The following is a 16,784-nucleotide window of genomic DNA, read 5'->3' as shown; positions in this document are numbered from 1 at the left end:
CGGTATTTTTTTATACTGAAGAAAATGATTGATGAGGTATCACGTGCGAATCGTAGCGGTGGGCATCATGGTGATGCTGTTAAGCGGGTGCGGCAGCATTATCAGCCGGACAATTCCCGGACAGGGGCATGGCAACCAGTACTATCCCGGGGTGCAGTGGGACGTCCGGGATTCGGCCTGGCGCTACGTCACTATCCTCGATCTGCCGTTCTCACTGGTATTTGATACGCTGCTGTTGCCGCTCGACATACACCACGGCCCTTACGAGTAATTACCGTTCATCCCATTCATCGGCCGCGGTTTGACCTTCTTCGGTATCCAGCGGGGGCTCAAGCTGAAATTCGCCTTCATCCCATTCATGCAATGTATTCTCTTCCAGCCACTCCTGGCGGATCTCTATCTCATCATAATCGCCGTCAAAGACGCTTTGCGCGGCCTCGCCGCTGAGCATCGGCAGGCATTCACCTTCTTCTCCTTCATCGGCAAAAAACTCGACCTGCCACATGATGTCGCCATCCTGTAGCACATACTTCTGCACGTTGAACTGCTGTACATCGGCTTCATCCTGCTCAAGCTCAGGATGATCCGCCAAAAATTCTTCACGGGCTGCGTCAATGGCTTCTTCCAGCGTGGCATACATGGTCATCAGAGTCTCCCTTTGATTTGATGAGGTATTCAGGGAAAGAATAGCTGATTCTCCGGTTATGCAAGTATGAATGCTGAAAAATCATCCCGCTGTTCGCGAGAGAGCACGACGACGCAGGCTGTTCCAGGAATAAAAGGCGTTAAACAATACCACACCGGCGGTGACCAGAAAGACGGCGCGGAAGCCATAGTTGGCGGAAATCGCCGCCCCCATTAGCGGACCGGTAACATTGCCGATATCGCGGAACGACTGGTTATAGCTGAAGATGCGCCCGGCGATTTGGTTGGTGGAGTTATAGACCAGTAGCGTCTGTACCGCAGGCAGCAGCGCGCCGTCGGCAGCGCCGAGTAAGAAACGCAGTACCGCCAGTTGCCAGGGGCTCTGAACAAAGGACATCGGGATCAGCAGTAAAACAGAAAGAATCAGCGCAACGATGAGGATTTTCTCTGGCCCGATACGGTCCCCCAGTTTGCCGAGTCTCGGCGCGCTGAGTAACGCCGCGACGCCGGGTACAGAGGCGATCATCCCGCTGATAAACGCAATATTGCTGACGTTACCCGCCAGTTCTCGCACATAGAGAGTCAGAATCGGCGCAATGGAGCCGGTCGCAACCTGAATAATTAGCGTGGTGACGAACAGACTCAGTACCAGTTTCGGGTTTTTCAGTGAGGTAACCACCTCACGCATATGCAGCATCTCTTTCTTGCTAACGGGTTGAAACTGCTCGCGAATAAAAAACAGTGTCAATAAGAAGCAGACCAGCAGCACACTGGCAGTGATAAAAAATACCGGGCGCAAGCCGTATTGATCGGCAAGCAAACCGCCAGCCAGCGGACCCAGCAATGCGCCGCTGACGCCCCCGGTCGACAGTGTCCCCAGTGCCCAGCCGCTTTTATTCCGTGGTACCTGGGTGGCGATCAGCGCGTTGGCATTGGGAATAAATCCGCCCAGTAACCCGAGCAGCGCACGCAACACCAGAAACTGCCAGATATTTTGCGCAAGTCCCATTAGCAGCATTACAACCGCCATCCCCAGCGCGGAGCGCAGCAGCATAATCTTTCTGCCTTTACGGTCGGCGAGTCCGCCCCAGAAGGGAGAGGCGATGGCGGAAAAGAGAAACGTAATACTAAACACCAATCCGGACCACATGTTGAGCGCACTGTGGCCAGTTACGCCGAGTTGTTCGACATAAAGTGGTAGAAATGGCATCACCAGGCTGAATGCGGCACCGGTTAAGAAACAGCCGAGCCAGGCGACAGTAAGATTACGCTTCCAGTTTATGGGGGTATCAGAGGGTGACATAGCGATCCGCGTGTGATCCGCCGTTGGCGCGATCGGGCAAAAACGAATATAAATTAAGCATATTCATTATGCGCCTGGATGCTGAGGGTCGCAATGTGGGGAGCTTTTATCGCTAAAAGTGGTGAAAAAGCAGTCCGGATGGACTGCTTTGTGGAATTTAATAGCGGGAAGGTACTCCGGCAGGACGCGTTTTGAAGCGGCGATGCAGCCACATGTACTGCTCCGGCGCCATCATGATGCACTTCTCAACGATCTTGTTCATCCAGGCGGCGGTGGTCTCGGCGTTATCCAGCGGTGGTGAGCATTCTGGCGGTAACATAATCAGCTGATAGCCTTTGCCGTCGGGCTTGCGACGCGGTACAAACGGCACCAGGCAGGCATTGGACATTCGCGCCAACATCCAGGTGCCGGAGGTGGTGGCGGCCTGTTCAACGGCAAAAAGCGGGACGAACACGCTGGCGCGCGGACCATAATCGTGGTCTGGCGCATACCAGACCACTTCGCCTTTTTTCAGTGCCTTAATCATCCCTTTCAGATCTTTGCGATCGAGCATGGATTTATTGGAGCGCATACGTCCCCAGGTCTGGAGCCAGTCGAGTAAGGGATTATCATTCGGACGATAAACGCCGATGCCGGGCTCCTGCAAACCGAACTGGCGCGCGCCGAGTTCAAGGGTTAAAAAGTGCAACCCTACCAGCAAAATACCGCGCTGCTGAGCCTGAACGTCACGAATATGCTCCATACCGATCACTTCCGTCCAGCGGGCGATACGACGATCGGGCCAGAACCAGGCCATTCCGGTTTCCAGCAGACCCATACCGACAGATTCAAAATTTTTGACCACCATTGCATGCCGGTCGTGCTCACTCATGTCAGGGAAACAGAGCTCGAGGTTACGATACGCGATTTTCGTCCGCCGCTTCATCAGATGACGCGCCAGGTGACCCATAATACGACCAAGACGATAGAGTATCGGATAGGGCAACTGCACGACCAACCAAAGTGCGCCAATACCGAGCCAGGTTAACCAATACCGTGGATGCAGTAATGCTGCCGAGAACTGAGGTAAATTCGTCATGTCTTTCCTGTTGTATACCTTAAAACGGGCAATTCTCTGTATTGTTGCATTTTTTCGTCGGCAGAAAAAATTTGCGGCTCCGGGATGGCGATAAATGCAGCAAATGTTGTTAAATTTTTAGTTTGAAGAAGCAAATGTAGCGCAAAATGTATGGATGTAAATTGGCACAGATTGCTATATGATGCCGCCGATTCTGATTTTCACCTGTTGCAGGACCCGTACACCATGCCAGTGTTACATAACCGTATTTCTAATGATGCCCTCAAAGCCCGGATGTTGGCTGAAACTGAGCCGCGCACGACCATTTCATTCTACAAATATTTTACCATCACAGACCCGCAGGCTACACGCGATGCGTTGTATCAAAAGTTAACAGCGCTGAATGTTTTTGGTCGAATCTATTTGGCTCATGAAGGTATTAACGCCCAAATCAGCGTGCCGCAAAGCCAGGTTGATGCGTTCCGCCAGCAACTGTACGCCTTTGATCCGGCGCTTGACGGTGTGCGTCTGAATATTGCGCTAGAAGATGATGGCAAATCCTTCTGGGTATTGCGGATGAAGGTTCGCGAGCGGATTGTGGCGGATGGTATTGAGGATCCGAACTTTGATGCCAGCAATGTCGGTGATTATCTGAAGGCCGCTGAAGTAAACGCGATGCTTGATGACCCGGATGCGCTGTTCATCGATATGCGTAACCATTACGAGTACGAAGTGGGCCATTTTGAGAACGCGCTGGAAATTCCGGCCGACACGTTCCGCGAGCAGTTACCCAAAGCGGTCGAGATGATGCAGGAACACAAAGATAAAAAAATCGTGATGTACTGCACCGGCGGTATTCGCTGCGAAAAAGCCAGCGCGTGGATGAAGCACAATGGCTTCAGTAAAGTGTGGCACATTGAAGGCGGTATCATTGAATATGCGCGCAAGGCCCGCGAGCAGGGGTTACCGGTGCGTTTCATCGGCAAAAATTTTGTGTTTGATGAGCGCATGGGCGAGCGCATTTCGGATGAGGTGATTGCGCATTGTCATCAGTGCGGCGCGCCGTGTGACAGCCACACCAACTGCAAAAATGACGGCTGCCATTTGCTGTTTATTCAGTGCCCGGCATGTGCGCAAAAGTACAACGGCTGCTGTAGCGAGATCTGCTGCGAAGAGAGTGCGTTACCGGAAGAAGAACAACGTCGCCTGCGTGCAGGGCGTGAGAACGGCAATAAAATCTTCAATAAGTCGCGTGGACGACTGAATACGAAACTGGGGATCCCGGATCCCGCCGAGTGATCGCGTTGTCGGATGACGGTGACAACACCGCCATCCGGCAGTATGTCTTTATTACTTCTGCTGCACGCCTTCCACCGAGATAATCAAATCTACTTCCTGCGAGGCAGGACCGAGATCGGTGGTGATGTTGAAATCCTTCAGCTTGATTTTGCCTTCGGCTTCGAAACCTGCACGTTTACCGCCCCACGGATCGTCACCCTGACCAATCATCTTCGCTTCCAGCGTCACCGGCTTTGTTACGCCGTTTAGCGTCAGATTCCCGGTGATGTCCAGTTCGTCACCGTCTTTCTTCACGCTGGTGGAGGTGAAGGTCGCCTGTGGGAATTTCGCCACATTCAGGAAATCAGCGCTGCGCAGGTGCTTGTCACGCTCGGCGTGGTTGGTATCCACGCTGTTGGTGTTGATCGTCACGTTCACTTTGTCGGCGGCGGGATCCTTCTCATCAAAGGTAAAGGTGCCGTCGAAGTCTTTGAACGTGCCGTACAACCAGCTATACCCCAGGTGCTGAATGCGGAAATTAACAAAGGCATGTTGTCCTTCTTTGTCGATTTTATAATCCGCCGCAACGGCGGAGCCGGTGGTGAACAGCAGAGAGGCGAGAGTTAAACCCAGCAGGCTTTTTTTCATTTTTGAGCTCCATAGTCAGATGACGGCTTACCCAACATGCGATTCAGGGTGTCGTCTTTATCGATAAAGTGGTGTTTAAAGGCCATCAGGCCATGCAGAATGGAAAGAATAACGACGATCCAGGCCAGCCACAGGTGTACGCTTCCGGCGAGATCGGCCTGAACACCCGCATCAGCGAAAGTCGCCGGGACATCAAACCAGCCGAAAACGCTGATCGGTTTACCGTCCGCCGTCGAGATCAAGTAACCGCTGATGACAATGCTAAACAACAGCAGGTATAGGGCGAGGTGGCCCAGCGCTGCGCCAGCGCGGGTCAGGGCCGAATAACTTTTCAATGCCTTTGGTGGTGGCGAGAGCAGACGCCAGACGACCCGCACAACCAGACCCATCATCAGCAGGATCCCGATGCTTTTGTGCAATTCCGGTCCCTGGTGATACCAGCTGTCGTAATAGCTCAACGTCACCATCCAGAGACCAAGCGCAAACATACCGTAAACCACCAAAGCGGTTAGCCAGTGAAGCATGGCGGAAATAAAACCATACCGTTGAGGGGTATTAGAGAATTGCATAAAAATTCCATTTCATATTTCAGGATTGAATGAAAATGGCCTGATAAAGACATAAATGCAACTAAAAAATAACATCGAGAGCGATATTTAACGCTGATTCAATAATTTTGTATGAAGTATGAATTTTGATTCAATCGATTCGTCATAAATGACCGATTTGTGACTGCTTGTAGGGGGATGAGGTGGTTTTCTTAATCAAAAAAACAAGGCGATAATTAGATAACTTTCAGTTTTTGTCAGTATTTGTCAGTGTCAGGGATCAGTAAAACAGAATGTAAATAACATCAAGAATAGCCAGCAACGACCACAAAATAACGTAGAGCATAAAATGCTCGCGAATATTGTTGATCAGACAAAGAAAAAGACGACGCATATTTTCATCACCATTAAAAAGGCCTCATTACGAGGCCATTTAACCATTATGCCGTAAATCGGGAGAGCCTGAATGGCGTAAGGTCAAATGCGGCTGGCTTTTCCTGGGCAAAGTCAGCGGCAATTTCACCCAATACCGAGGCAAACTTAAAGCCGTGACCACTTAGTCCGGTCACGATCAGCGTGTTGTCATGACCAGGCAGTGTGTCGATGATAAAATCTTCATCCGGCGAGTTATCATAGGTGCAGGCCGCACCGTGCAGACAGCAGCCGATCCCGGGAAGGACATTACGCAGGAACGGGAATGCTTCAGACCCATCGCTGGCGATACTGGCAAACGGTTGGCGTTCAGCTTCGGCCTGGATAAGTTGTCCGCCGTTGTGCTTACCGATCTTCAGCTCGTCATTCTCCGCCGGGAAGCCGTAATACTGATCGCCATTGGGCAGTTCGCCGGTGAAAGCAGGGAATTTATTCTTGATACTATAGCGGCCATCTGCCTGGTACCAGGCAAACACTTTCCGTACCGGCTGGATGGGGAGTTCGGGGAGCAACGCCTGAACCCAGGTTCCGGCGCTCACCAGCGCTTTTTTCGCACTGTATTCGCCGTCAGCGGTTTCCACGGTGACCCCGCCATCATCATGGTGAATGGCTGTGACCGGGCAGTTAAAGAGCTGGGCGCATCCGGCTTCTTCTGCCAGACGGATCCAGGTTTTTATCGCCAGTTCACTGCGCAAAAAACCGGAATCTGCTTCGAAAAGGCCTGTGTAATCTGCGGGAACGCGGATTTCAGGCCAGCGCGCCATGATGGCGGCGGCATCCAGATGCTCAACGTTCAGTTGCCACTGTTTTGCGCTGTGCGCGACGTTTGCCAGAAAGGGGGAATCGGCGGGGCCAAGATTGAGGACGCCGGATCGTACAAAAATCGGCTCTTCATTTTGGGTGGAGAGTTCGTCCCACAGCGCCTGCGCGCGCAGCACCAGCGGAACGTATTTTTCACCTTCGCCATACGCGTGGCGGATCAACCGGGTATCACCGTGATGACTACCCTGTTGATGCGGCGGCATATGTGCGTCGATCATCAGAACGTTTAACCCGGCGCGAGTGGCATAATAACCTGCGGCTGCCCCAACGGACCCGCTGCCTATAATGATTAAGTCGTATTTCATTGGTTTCTCTTTGCTGTCGCGTTTGATGCAGAGTAAATAAGTGAAATGCGTAATACAACCCAGAAATAGCAAAGGCACCCCATAGGTGCCTTTTTAAGTGAGAATGACCGTCTCGTTAATGCCGACGGTACTCGTTTACCTGGTAATCGCCGGATTCGATTTTGGCGATGCCGGCTTCTAATATCGAAATAAATTGTCTGGCAACATCGGTGGTTAACCAGAGCGTTTGACCGACTTCTGTACCATCGGGTTCGGGACGATTTGGAGTCTGGTAGTGCAAACGCAGCATCAGCGCGTCATAACTATCTACGGTGCTGATGTCCCATCCCACAAGCGGATGAGTCTGAATGACTTCATTATTCTTTTCCATCATGCCCCCTAATTCGTGTTACAAGACAACGGTTTTCGAGGTTCAATGCGTTTTTATCTGAAGCAACTTCAGTATATCAATAAATAAGGGTATTCACTGAGATTTTAAAGAGGGGGAAGCATAATTTTCTGCAAATTAAGAATTTGTGAGTAATTAATCACCATCTTGTTCACTATTTTTAAGTATGTTGTGCAATTATTTTGAGTGACCGGTGAAAATATAATCAATTCTTAAGGTCAGAGGATTTATTAAATGACGCCGCAAAGAGATTGGCTTTAAAGATGACAGAAAAAAGCCGGGGCGACCCGGCAAAAGAGACTACGGCATAGCATTTTTATTCTTTGATGAACCAGTCGTCAGCGCTTTCCCAGGTTTCCTGGAGAATTTCGCTGATCCGTTCTTTATCTTCTTTCGATGCGCCAATCACGGACAAATTATTCGCTGCGGCATAACGAACGGTCACGTTACCGTCGTTATCGGGAAAGTAGTGAGTAATACGGCGGGAGAGTTCACCTGCCAGAGCGTCAATGGCACCGGCAGGCAAAGGTGAAGTTTTAGCAATGGTGACTTCAATACGCATAATGGCCCCCTGTTGAATATACTGTTTATTTATACAGTTATCCTGGGCAGGTTACAACAGGCGGCATCAATTTTTTTACTTTTTAATCGTCCAGCGCACCGTTTCGCCCCCAAGGAACGGCACCAGCGTATCATCGGTCAGTGCGATGCTCTCCGGTACCTGCTGATCTGCCCGTACCAGTTCAACGAAAGTGTCATTGACCGGCAGGCCGTAGAAACGTGGACCGTTCAGTGAACAAAACGCTTCAAAATGCGCCAGCGCATTCATCTCTTCGAACACGGCGGCATAACTTGCCAGCGCGGTTGGCGCGTTAAAACAACCCGCACAGCCACAGCTCGATTCCTTACGATGACGGGCGTGTGGGGCTGAATCGGTACCGAGGAAGGCACGCTCAAAGCCGCTGGCAACCAGTTCACGTAGGGCTTGCTGGTGGACATTGCGTTTCAGAATTGGCAGGCAGTAAAGGTGCGGACGAATACCGCCAACCAGCATGTGATTACGGTTAAACATCAGGTGCTGCGGCGTAATCGTCGCGGCCAGTAATTCATTGCCGTCACGGACATACTCCGCCGCATCTTTCGTGGTGATATGTTCGAAAACCACTTTCAGCGCAGGCAAACGCTGGCGCAGAGGCTCCATCACCGTCTCAATAAAGCGCGCTTCACGATCAAAAATGTCGATATCGGCGTGGGTGACTTCGCCATGCACCAGCAGCGGCATCCCGAGTTTCTCCATGCGCTCAAGTACCGGCATGATCGCATCAATGGAGGTGACGCCGTGGCTGGAGTTGGTGGTGGCATTCGCCGGGTAGAGTTTGGCTGCGGTGAATACGCCTTCGCGAAAGCCGCGCTCCAGTTCAGCGGGATCCAGCGTGTCCGTTAAATAGCAGGTCATCAGCGGTGTGAAGGTATGTCCGGCAGGGACTGCATCAAGGATGCGCTGGCGATAGGCAATTGCCGCATCTACCGTGGTGATCGGCGGCGCCAGGTTGGGCATCACAATTGCACGTGCATAAACATCGCTGGTGTACGGCACGACCGTTTTTAACATTTCGCCATCGCGAAGGTGCAGGTGCCAGTCATCTGGGCGGCGGATCTTTAAAACCTGGGAGGGTGCTGTCATCAATATGCTCCGGCTGAGGGATGTCATTTTTGCCGGAAACAAAGGATAAGGGGAAACGTTTTCGTTTGCACGTAAAAAAAGGCGCCGCAGCGCCTTTGTCGTTTAATCGGTGAACGGGATGATGATTTCGCCCGGTTTCACCTCAATGCCTTTGGCGTATTTTTTCGCCAGCGCTTCGCCTTTGCTGCTGTCTTCGCGCAGGACATACGCTGGCTGCTGGTTAAAGTAATTGCGCAGCGACTGGTTCAGATACGGCATCAGGGTTTGCAATACCGACTGCATTTTTTCCGGCGTCACGGTGGCATCCACCACTTCCATTTCCTGCAGGAAGATGGCCCCTTGTTCTTTATTAAAGACTGGCAAGGCTTTCAGTTTCAGCTTAATGGTGGCTTTCTGACTGCCAAACAGCGAATTCATATCCAGATTGGCATCCCCGGTCAGCGTCACTTTGTTTGGCTCTTCGCGCCCGATCTGACTGGCGAGGTTGTTGAGTATGATATGCGCATCAGCCACGCCAGGGAGCCCGATATCTTTGGCGAAATTATTGCGCTTTTCGAGCGCCTGATTAATTTCTTGTTCGCTTACGGTGTACTGTGTGAGCTGATTACAGCCGGTCAACAGGCCGCCAACTATCAACGCGGCAGCAAATAAAATCTTCTTCATGGGGTTCCTCTACACGATGCGGTCGTCATAATCCTGACATAACGCAGCATGTGTCACCAGCGCGAACGTCGCCAGTAGAAAAAACTGAAAAAAGCGGCAGCCTGTATGATCCAGCCACCGCCGGTAAACGTTAAATCGCCATTGATGATAACAGATTGATCTGCGTCTGTTTCGCCATATTGTCACGATAGTCAGCAACGCGCGTCGGCCAGTTGATACCGGCCACCAGCGTCAGATTGCGCAGCAGGGGAAATAACTGGATATCGTCTTCGGAAAGTTCGCCGTTCACGCCATTAGGCCGCACAATGAGCTTATCCAGTGCGCGCAAGTCATCACTGATTTTTTTGGTCAGGCCAGCAGAGTGGGCAAGATGGTCGGCAAAACTGCCAATCATCGCCTCTTTCTTCTCAGTAAAGTATTGGCGTGCCGAAGGGGTGGAAAACTCGTCAAACGCAGATTTTGCAAAACGCGGCAGTAGCAGGTGATTAGCGTAGCTGTTCACTTTGCGTAACCACTCGTCAATAGCAGGGTTCTTCTTGCCGGTGAGCAGCGGTTTGCCATCCAGTTTATCGACGTAATGAACGATGTCCATGCTTTCAGGCAGATAGCGACTGTCGTCTTTTTGCAGAATAGGCACCATTTTCTGACCAATCATACGGGTTGGGGTTTCGTCATCGTCGTTGGCCAGGACATTCAGTTCGACGGGGATGTTTTTGAGGCCAAAAATCATGCGGGCTTTGATGCAGAAAGGGCAGTGATCGTAAATATAAAGCTTCACGTTTCTCCTCCATTTGACTGTCAGTTCCCTTTCAGTATGGAGGAGACACGCGCAGGTATCAAATCAGGCGCCGGGTTCCAGCATGCCGCGCGGCGTGCGTTTGTGACTAAACTGCCAGCCCAACGCCAGGAAGGTGATAAAGCCAATAATCCCCAGCATCATCCAGGGCAACTCCGGTTGCTGGAGCAATTTCCCCATATCAAACAGCCAGCCGCCGCCGATATAACCGATAGCACCGCCTATGGCTAACCCCAGACGGCTAAAGCCCATATAGCTGCCGCGTGCCCGGGCATCCGACAACGAGGCGCTGAGCGTTTCGCGAGCGGGTTCAGCAATGATCGAACCAATATAGAAGGTACAAATCAGCGTGAACAACTGCTGTAAGTCGCTCACCAGTCCCACGGGCAACATGCTCAATGACATCAGCAGCAGGCCGGCCATCAAGCGATGCTCAAGACGAAACCGTTTCTCGCTCCAGCGCGCAATGGGATAGAGCAGCGTCAGCGAAAGGCAGGCCTCAATGGCATACATCCATTTTACTGCGGCAGGCGAACCGGCGATGTCATTGACCATTATGGGCAACATCAGCATGACCTGAACCGCCAACATGTAATAGCCCGCCAGCGTCAGCACATAGGTGACAAAGCGTTTGTCACTGAGCACTCGCCCCATCCCTTCCCGTACCGGAATACGGACGGTAGAGAGTTTCCACGCGGGCAGCAGCCAGGCGTTAAAGGCGGCGCAAAGCACAAACAACAGCGCCCCGGTGGCACAGACCAGACGGAAGTCATACTGCAACAGCCAACTTCCTAATAGCGCGCCGATAACGGCCCCAGCGCTGTCCTGCATCATTAATATTGAGAAGAAACGCCCCCGTTGATGTGGGCGAATCAGTTTAACCACTAGCGCCGAGCGTGGTGGGTCGAACAGCGTACCGCCGAGGCCGGAGAGAAAACAGGAAAACCACAGGAGCCACGGTTCATGCGCGATACCCATGGTGGCGAACCCGGCAGCGCGCATCAGCATACCGGTGACGATCATCGGCTTTGCGCCAAAGCGGTCCGCAATGGCACCGCCAAAAATCCCCAGCCCCTGCTGAATGAACTGGCGCAGGCCCAGCGCGATACCGACCATTACGGCAGCCCAGCCCATTTGGTCGACAAAACGAATTGAGATCAGCGGGAACACAACGAAGAAGCCCAACACGACCAGCATATTATCGATGAGCAGGAAAGTTTTACCCAGGTTCCTGGCCTGCGAGACACGCGACATTTCCCCTCCCGGGAAACACTCGTCATCCTTCGAGCTGCGCGGCATGTGCGGCATTCGAATGATTGAGAGTATATAAAGCGAAGTATCTCCTATTCTGCGGCTTTGCTGCCTTTTTGCCCACCCTCGCCGGGACAATATTTTTTTATCAAAAGTCCATCTTGATAGAGAGTTTTCATCAAAATGGCGGAATAATTCAAAAAATGGCAAATTGCACTTTTCACAGGGTGGTTTTGCACAGGTATAGTAAGTCAATCAGGGTGTAACGGCGATTCGGGAAGGAGTAGAAATAAATATGTTTGGCTATCGCAGTAACGTGCCAAAAGTGCGCTTAACCACCGACCGCCTGGTCGTACGTTTAGTGCATGAGCGTGATGCCTGGCGTCTGGCAGATTATTACGCAGAAAATCGTCATTTCTTAAAACCCTGGGAACCAATTCGTGATGAAAGCCACTGCTATCCCTCTGGCTGGCAGGCGCGGCTTGGCATGATTGCCGAATTTCATAAGCAAGGTTCTGCGTATTACTTTGCGCTACTGGATCCTGATGAAAAGGAGGTTATCGGGGTGGCGAATTTTTCTAACGTGGTGCGTGGGTCTTTCCATGCCTGCTATCTGGGCTATTCCATTGCGCAGAAATGGCAAGGGCAGGGGCTGATGTTTGAAGCGCTGACCGCCGCTATCCGTTATATGCAACGCACACAACATATTCATCGTATTATGGCAAATTACATGCCGCACAATAAACGCAGTGGCGATTTACTGGCGCGACTTGGTTTTGAAAAAGAAGGCTACGCGAAAGATTATCTGTTGATTGACGGGCAATGGCGCGACCACGTGCTGACGGCGTTAACGACATCAGAATGGACCGCAGGTCGGTGAGGATACCTTATGAAATATGAATTAACTGCCGCTGAAGCTCGTGTGGTTGGCTGCCTGCTCGAAAAACAGGTCACGACACCAGAGCAATATCCGCTCTCCGTTAATGGCGTGGTTACCGCCTGCAATCAGAAAACCAACCGTGAACCAGTAATGAATATGGCTGAGCGCGAGGTACAAGAGCACCTCGACAATCTGGTGAAACGCCATTTTCTGCGCACGGTCAGCGGTTTTGGTAGCCGAGTCACCAAGTATGAGCAGCGCTTTTGCAATTCGGAATTTGGCAATCTGAAACTGAGTCCGGCGGAGGTGGCGCTGGTGACGACGCTGCTGCTACGCGGTGCGCAGACGCCTGGCGAGTTACGCAGCCGTGCATCGCGGATGTATGAATTCAGCGACATGGCGGAAGTTGAATCGACGCTGGAACGTCTGGCAACGCGAGAGGATGGCCCTTACGTCGTCCGTCTGGCGCGTGAGCCTGGTAAGCGTGAAAGTCGCTATATGCATCTGTTCTGCGGCGAGGTGAAGGAGCCGATTGCATTGGCCGATGAGCCGCCGGCGGCGACGGGGGATTTACAGGCACGCGTCGAAGTGCTGGAAAGCGAAGTCGCCGCGCTGAAGCAGCGCCTTGAGTCGCTACTGGAGCATCTGGGAGAGTAACGTGACAACATTACGTATTGGGGTGGTCGGTCTTGGGGGTATCGCCCAAAAAGCCTGGCTACCCGTGCTCGGCACTACCGGCGACTGGACGTTACAGGCCGCCTGGTCGCCGTCGCGCGAGAAAGCGGAGAAAATCTGCGCAGCCTGGCGCATTCCGTATGCCGGTTCGCTGACCGACCTTGCCGCCGGGTGCGACGCGGTGTTTGTTCACTCCAGCACCGCGACCCATTACGCCGTCGTCAGTGAATTGCTCAATGCTGGTGTTCATGTCTGCGTTGATAAGCCGCTGGCGGAAAACTTACGCGATGCAGAACGGCTGGTGGCGTTAGCAGCGAAGAAAAATCTGACGCTGATGGTTGGTTTCAATCGCCGCTTTGCGCCGTTGTACCGTGAGCTGAAGGCGGAACTGGGGACGGGGGCGTCTCTGCGGATGGATAAACACCGTACCGACAGCGTGGGGCCTCACGATCTACGGTTCACGCTGCTGGACGACTATCTGCATGTCGTTGACACCGCGCTGTGGCTGGCGGACGGCAACGCGCAGCTCAGCAGCGGAACGTTGCTCACCAACGACGCGGGCGAAATGCTCTACGCAGAGCACCATTTTGCGACCAGTCAGTTGCAAATCACCACCAGTATGCACCGCCGGGCGGGAAGCCAGCGTGAGAGCGTGCAGGCGGTGACAGATGGTGGGCTAATTGACGTGACGGATATGCGCGAGTGGCGTGAAGAGCGCGGGCAGGGCGTGGTTCACAAACCGGTGCCTGGTTGGCAAACCACGCTTGAACAGCGTGGGTTCGCGGGCTGCGCACGTCACTTTGTGCAATGCGTGCAAAATCAGACGGTTCCTGAAACCGCCGGTGAGCAGGCGATCCTTGCCCAGCGCGTGGTGGAAAAGCTCTGGCGCGAGGCGATGAGCGAATAATCCCCTGTAACATCTGGCGGTAGTAATTCACCGTAATCCAGGTAGACTAAGCGCCTCTTCCAACGCCTGCACTGCAGGCGTTTTGCCGTAGGGTCTGGAATAAAAAAGCAATGAACCTATTAAAATCGCTGGCCGCCGTCAGCTCAATGACAATGTTTTCACGTGTGCTGGGTTTTGCGCGTGACGCGATTGTCGCCAGAATTTTCGGTGCCGGGATGGCAACCGATGCCTTTTTTGTGGCATTCAAATTACCCAACCTGCTGCGCCGCATATTTGCGGAGGGCGCCTTTTCCCAGGCGTTTGTGCCGATCCTGGCGGAATATAAAAGCAAACAGGGCGAAGACGCCACCCGCGTGTTTGTCTCTTATGTTTCGGGACTGCTGACGCTGGCGCTTGCCGTCGTCACCGTCGCCGGGATGCTGGCCGCCCCATGGGTGATTATGGTGACGGCGCCGGGATTTGCCGACACCGCAGATAAATTCGCGCTAACCACCAAACTGCTGCAAATTACCTTTCCGTACATCCTGCTTATCTCGCTGGCGTCGCTGGTCGGGGCGATCCTCAATACCTGGAACCGCTTCTCCATTCCGGCGTTTGCACCCACGTTTTTGAACATCAGCATGATTGGTTTCGCGCTGTTTGCCGCGCCGTATTTCAACCCACCGGTACTGGCGCTGGCATGGGCAGTGACCGCCGGCGGCGTGCTGCAGCTGGTCTATCAACTTCCGCATCTGAAAAAAATTGGCATGCTGGTGCTGCCGCGAGTGAACTTCCGCGATGCGGGTGCGATGCGTGTTGTCAAGCAAATGGGGCCAGCGATACTTGGCGTCTCCGTCAGCCAGATCTCACTGATCATTAACACTATTTTTGCCTCATTCCTGGTATCGGGCTCGGTGTCATGGATGTATTACGCTGACCGACTGATGGAATTCCCGTCCGGCGTCCTCGGCGTGGCGCTTGGGACGATTCTGCTGCCGTCACTGTCGAAAAGTTTCGCCAGCGGTAATCACGATGAATACAACCGCCTGATGGACTGGGGATTACGTCTCTGCTTCCTGCTGGCGTTGCCGAGCGCCGTGGCGTTAGGGATTCTGGCGAAACCGCTGACCGTTGCACTTTTCCAGTACGGGAAATTTACCGCTTTTGATGCGGCCATGACGCAGCGGGCGTTGATTGCCTATTCCGTGGGACTGATCGGGCTGATTGTGGTGAAAGTGCTGGCGCCGGGCTTCTATTCGCGTCAGAACATCAAAACGCCGGTTAAGATCGCCATCGCGACGCTTATCATGACCCAGTTGATGAACCTGGCGTTTATTGGACCGTTGAAGCATGCCGGGCTGTCGCTGTCGATTGGTCTTGCCGCTTGTCTGAACGCAGGATTGCTGTACTGGCAACTGCGCAAGCAGGACATTTTCTCCCCACAACCGGGCTGGATGGGTTTTCTTATCCGTCTGGTCATCGCCGTGCTGGTAATGTCAGCCGTGCTGGTTGGCATGTTGCATATCATGCCAGAATGGTCGCTGGGGACGATGCCGTGGCGTCTGCTTCGCCTGATGGCGGTGGTCGTGGCCGGTATTGCCGCCTACTTTGCCGCGCTGGCAGTGATGGGCTTTAAAGTGAAAGACTTCGCACGCCGGACGGCGTAATCACGCTGGCTGATGGCGCTTTGCTTATCAGGCCTACTGCACAGTGTAGGTCTGATAAGGCGAAACGCCGCCATCCGGAAATCATCAAATAGAGAATTTTTTCCCGCCGCGAGAGGCAGAAGAGGGTTGACCGTTCGCGCCGTACAGCGACGGTTCCTGATAGGGTTTTAACACCTCAAGCGCGTGTTGGTTGCGCTGAATCTGATCTTCCAGCAGCCAGCCGTTGTGTTGGTTCAGATCGCGCAGGTGCTGCGTTTTATCGGTAATCGCTTTCCAGCGCTCGGCCACGTCATCGTTCCCACTACGCTGTGAGTCTTGTTCCAGCCGCCGCTGTTGTTCGAGATAATCCAGGGTCGCCAGCAGAGAACTTTTTTCTTCTGTAATACGCTGGAGCTGGCTACCGTTAATATGGCCCACGGAGAGTTGCTGCTGCTCGGCATCCATCACCGTTTTCAGGTCATTCAGGACAGTCGTCATCTGATCGAGTATTTCTGACAAGCGCGTCATACGGTCAGTTACTCACTCTGGAGATAGCTCTGCGCCTCGCGGATCAGCGAGTCGGCTATTTTTCCCGTGTCCATTTTCAGCTCACCGTTACGAATGGCGGTTTTCAATGCTTCAACACGTTCCATATTGATATCGCTCGCGCCGGGCTGCATCAGTTTCGCCTGAGCATCGCTTAACGTCACGCTGGTGCTGGTTGCCGTCGAGGTTTTTTCCTGACGCGCTTTGAGGACCGGCGTATCCGTGTTTTCACGCGCCTGGACGGTGCTAACGGGTTTCAAAGGTGAGGTACGGTCAATGCTCATTTTATCATCCTCATCGAGGGGTTATGCTGTAGCGACCAGCTATCATC

The 16,784-nt window shown here is 52.9% G+C and carries 21 protein-coding genes; 6 read left to right on the top strand and 15 right to left on the bottom strand.

What is annotated here, in order from left to right:
• Window positions 1–31 precede the first annotated feature (31 nt).
• A complete protein-coding gene (locus KE671_RS06035) occupies window positions 32–271 on the top strand; it encodes a YceK/YidQ family lipoprotein (protein ID WP_241029776.1) in 240 nt (79 codons plus the stop codon).
• Here KE671_RS06035 and KE671_RS06030 read toward each other — a convergent pair whose 3' ends face one another.
• The 3 genes from KE671_RS06030 to KE671_RS06020 all read right to left on the bottom strand — a co-directional run bounded on the left by KE671_RS06030 (window position 272) and on the right by KE671_RS06020 (window position 3,026).
• The gene (locus KE671_RS06030; RefSeq protein ID WP_206162159.1) at window positions 272–646 is read right to left on the bottom strand and encodes a MysB family protein; all 375 of its coding nucleotides are present in this window, start codon (window positions 644–646) and stop codon (window positions 272–274) included.
• 81 nt (window positions 647–727) lie between these two features.
• On the bottom strand, window positions 728–1,948 hold the full coding sequence (gene mdtG, locus KE671_RS06025; RefSeq protein WP_206162158.1) for a multidrug efflux MFS transporter MdtG: 1,221 nt from the start codon (window positions 1,946–1,948) through the stop codon (window positions 728–730).
• A 157-nt stretch (window positions 1,949–2,105) separates the two neighbouring features.
• Window positions 2,106–3,026 (bottom strand): Kdo(2)-lipid IV(A) acyltransferase, encoded by a 921-nt coding sequence (locus KE671_RS06020; RefSeq protein ID WP_206162157.1) that lies wholly within the window; start codon window positions 3,024–3,026, stop codon window positions 2,106–2,108.
• Window positions 3,027–3,251: 225 nt separating this feature from the next.
• Between KE671_RS06020 and KE671_RS06015 the strand changes: the two genes are divergently transcribed.
• Window positions 3,252–4,304: a rhodanese-related sulfurtransferase gene (locus tag KE671_RS06015; protein WP_206162156.1), complete on the top strand. Its 1,053-nt coding sequence runs from the start codon at window positions 3,252–3,254 to the stop codon at window positions 4,302–4,304.
• Between the two features lie 51 nt (window positions 4,305–4,355).
• On the opposite strand, the gene KE671_RS06010 is transcribed toward KE671_RS06015, so the two are convergent.
• From KE671_RS06010 to mdtH, 10 genes are all read right to left on the bottom strand, one after another.
• Window positions 4,356–4,931, bottom strand: a complete 576-nt coding sequence (locus KE671_RS06010) for a YceI family protein (RefSeq protein WP_200113540.1) — start codon at window positions 4,929–4,931, stop codon at window positions 4,356–4,358.
• Window positions 4,928–5,500, bottom strand: coding sequence for a cytochrome b (locus KE671_RS06005; RefSeq protein WP_206162155.1), 573 nt, complete (start codon window positions 5,498–5,500; stop codon window positions 4,928–4,930). The genes KE671_RS06010 and KE671_RS06005 overlap by 4 nt, the downstream gene beginning before the upstream one ends.
• Window positions 5,501–5,759: 259 nt before the next feature.
• On the bottom strand, window positions 5,760–5,873 hold the full coding sequence (locus KE671_RS06000; protein WP_206162154.1) for a YceO family protein: 114 nt from the start codon (window positions 5,871–5,873) through the stop codon (window positions 5,760–5,762).
• 46 nt (window positions 5,874–5,919) lie between these two features.
• Window positions 5,920–7,038, bottom strand: a complete 1,119-nt coding sequence (solA, locus tag KE671_RS05995) for an N-methyl-L-tryptophan oxidase (RefSeq protein ID WP_206162153.1) — start codon at window positions 7,036–7,038, stop codon at window positions 5,920–5,922.
• Between the two features lie 115 nt (window positions 7,039–7,153).
• On the bottom strand, window positions 7,154–7,408 hold the full coding sequence (bssS, locus tag KE671_RS05990) for a biofilm formation regulator BssS (RefSeq protein WP_042320092.1): 255 nt from the start codon (window positions 7,406–7,408) through the stop codon (window positions 7,154–7,156).
• Window positions 7,409–7,742: 334 nt separating this feature from the next.
• Window positions 7,743–7,988 carry a DNA damage-inducible protein I gene (dinI, locus tag KE671_RS05985; RefSeq protein ID WP_206162152.1) on the bottom strand — a complete coding sequence of 82 codons (246 nt, stop codon included), beginning with the start codon at window positions 7,986–7,988 and terminating at the stop codon, window positions 7,743–7,745.
• 75 nt (window positions 7,989–8,063) lie between these two features.
• Window positions 8,064–9,110 carry a dihydroorotase gene (pyrC, locus tag KE671_RS05980; RefSeq protein ID WP_206162151.1) on the bottom strand — a complete coding sequence of 349 codons (1,047 nt, stop codon included), beginning with the start codon at window positions 9,108–9,110 and terminating at the stop codon, window positions 8,064–8,066.
• A 102-nt stretch (window positions 9,111–9,212) separates the two neighbouring features.
• Window positions 9,213–9,773 (bottom strand): lipoprotein, encoded by a 561-nt coding sequence (locus KE671_RS05975; protein WP_206162150.1) that lies wholly within the window; start codon window positions 9,771–9,773, stop codon window positions 9,213–9,215.
• A gap of 130 nt (window positions 9,774–9,903) precedes the next feature.
• A complete protein-coding gene (gene grxB / locus KE671_RS05970; protein WP_206162149.1) occupies window positions 9,904–10,551 on the bottom strand; it encodes a glutaredoxin 2 in 648 nt (215 codons plus the stop codon).
• Between the two features lie 63 nt (window positions 10,552–10,614).
• Window positions 10,615–11,823, bottom strand: coding sequence for a multidrug efflux MFS transporter MdtH (gene mdtH / locus KE671_RS05965; RefSeq protein WP_206162148.1), 1,209 nt, complete (start codon window positions 11,821–11,823; stop codon window positions 10,615–10,617).
• Window positions 11,824–12,115: 292 nt separating this feature from the next.
• Here mdtH and rimJ point away from each other — a divergent pair, with 292 nt between their 5' ends.
• The 4 genes from rimJ (at window position 12,116) to murJ (ending at window position 15,928) form a co-directional block, all read left to right on the top strand.
• A complete protein-coding gene (gene rimJ / locus KE671_RS05960) occupies window positions 12,116–12,700 on the top strand; it encodes a ribosomal protein S5-alanine N-acetyltransferase (RefSeq protein ID WP_206162147.1) in 585 nt (194 codons plus the stop codon).
• A 9-nt stretch (window positions 12,701–12,709) separates the two neighbouring features.
• Entirely contained in the window at window positions 12,710–13,357 is a 648-nt protein-coding gene (locus tag KE671_RS05955) for a YceH family protein (RefSeq protein ID WP_206162146.1), read from the top strand.
• A gap of 1 nt (window position 13,358) precedes the next feature.
• Window positions 13,359–14,282, top strand: a complete 924-nt coding sequence (locus KE671_RS05950) for a Gfo/Idh/MocA family protein (protein WP_206162145.1) — start codon at window positions 13,359–13,361, stop codon at window positions 14,280–14,282.
• A 110-nt stretch (window positions 14,283–14,392) separates the two neighbouring features.
• Window positions 14,393–15,928: a murein biosynthesis integral membrane protein MurJ gene (murJ, locus tag KE671_RS05945; protein WP_206162144.1), complete on the top strand. Its 1,536-nt coding sequence runs from the start codon at window positions 14,393–14,395 to the stop codon at window positions 15,926–15,928.
• Between the two features lie 84 nt (window positions 15,929–16,012).
• On the opposite strand, the gene flgN is transcribed toward murJ, so the two are convergent.
• Together flgN and flgM are read right to left on the bottom strand one after the other, a co-directional pair.
• Window positions 16,013–16,435, bottom strand: coding sequence for a flagella biosynthesis chaperone FlgN (gene flgN, locus KE671_RS05940; protein WP_206162143.1), 423 nt, complete (start codon window positions 16,433–16,435; stop codon window positions 16,013–16,015).
• A gap of 8 nt (window positions 16,436–16,443) precedes the next feature.
• On the bottom strand, window positions 16,444–16,737 hold the full coding sequence (gene flgM, locus KE671_RS05935; RefSeq protein WP_206162142.1) for a flagellar biosynthesis anti-sigma factor FlgM: 294 nt from the start codon (window positions 16,735–16,737) through the stop codon (window positions 16,444–16,446).
• Window positions 16,738–16,784: the final 47 nt, after the last annotated feature.

The organism is Citrobacter amalonaticus (assembly GCF_018252635.1).
Taxonomy (GTDB): Bacteria; Pseudomonadota; Gammaproteobacteria; order Enterobacterales; family Enterobacteriaceae; genus Citrobacter_A; species Citrobacter_A amalonaticus_E.
This window is presented reverse-complemented; position numbering and strand designations above follow the sequence as displayed.

Coding starts and splice junctions, on each gene's coding strand:
- KE671_RS06035 (WP_241029776.1), top strand. CDS start 32: ATGAGGTATCACGTGCGAATCGTAGCGGTGGGCATCATGGTGATGCTG.
- KE671_RS06030 (WP_206162159.1), bottom strand. CDS start 646: ATGACCATGTATGCCACGCTGGAAGAAGCCATTGACGCAGCCCGTGAA.
- mdtG (WP_206162158.1), bottom strand. CDS start 1,948: ATGTCACCCTCTGATACCCCCATAAACTGGAAGCGTAATCTTACTGTC.
- KE671_RS06020 (WP_206162157.1), bottom strand. CDS start 3,026: ATGACGAATTTACCTCAGTTCTCGGCAGCATTACTGCATCCACGGTAT.
- KE671_RS06015 (WP_206162156.1), top strand. CDS start 3,252: ATGCCAGTGTTACATAACCGTATTTCTAATGATGCCCTCAAAGCCCGG.
- KE671_RS06010 (WP_200113540.1), bottom strand. CDS start 4,931: ATGAAAAAAAGCCTGCTGGGTTTAACTCTCGCCTCTCTGCTGTTCACC.
- KE671_RS06005 (WP_206162155.1), bottom strand. CDS start 5,500: ATGCAATTCTCTAATACCCCTCAACGGTATGGTTTTATTTCCGCCATG.
- KE671_RS06000 (WP_206162154.1), bottom strand. CDS start 5,873: ATGCGTCGTCTTTTTCTTTGTCTGATCAACAATATTCGCGAGCATTTT.
- solA (WP_206162153.1), bottom strand. CDS start 7,038: ATGAAATACGACTTAATCATTATAGGCAGCGGGTCCGTTGGGGCAGCC.
- bssS (WP_042320092.1), bottom strand. CDS start 7,408: ATGGAAAAGAATAATGAAGTCATTCAGACTCATCCGCTTGTGGGATGG.
- dinI (WP_206162152.1), bottom strand. CDS start 7,988: ATGCGTATTGAAGTCACCATTGCTAAAACTTCACCTTTGCCTGCCGGT.
- pyrC (WP_206162151.1), bottom strand. CDS start 9,110: ATGACAGCACCCTCCCAGGTTTTAAAGATCCGCCGCCCAGATGACTGG.
- KE671_RS05975 (WP_206162150.1), bottom strand. CDS start 9,773: ATGAAGAAGATTTTATTTGCTGCCGCGTTGATAGTTGGCGGCCTGTTG.
- mdtH (WP_206162148.1), bottom strand. CDS start 11,823: ATGTCGCGTGTCTCGCAGGCCAGGAACCTGGGTAAAACTTTCCTGCTC.
- rimJ (WP_206162147.1), top strand. CDS start 12,116: ATGTTTGGCTATCGCAGTAACGTGCCAAAAGTGCGCTTAACCACCGAC.
- KE671_RS05955 (WP_206162146.1), top strand. CDS start 12,710: ATGAAATATGAATTAACTGCCGCTGAAGCTCGTGTGGTTGGCTGCCTG.
- murJ (WP_206162144.1), top strand. CDS start 14,393: ATGAACCTATTAAAATCGCTGGCCGCCGTCAGCTCAATGACAATGTTT.
- flgN (WP_206162143.1), bottom strand. CDS start 16,435: ATGACGCGCTTGTCAGAAATACTCGATCAGATGACGACTGTCCTGAAT.
- flgM (WP_206162142.1), bottom strand. CDS start 16,737: ATGAGCATTGACCGTACCTCACCTTTGAAACCCGTTAGCACCGTCCAG.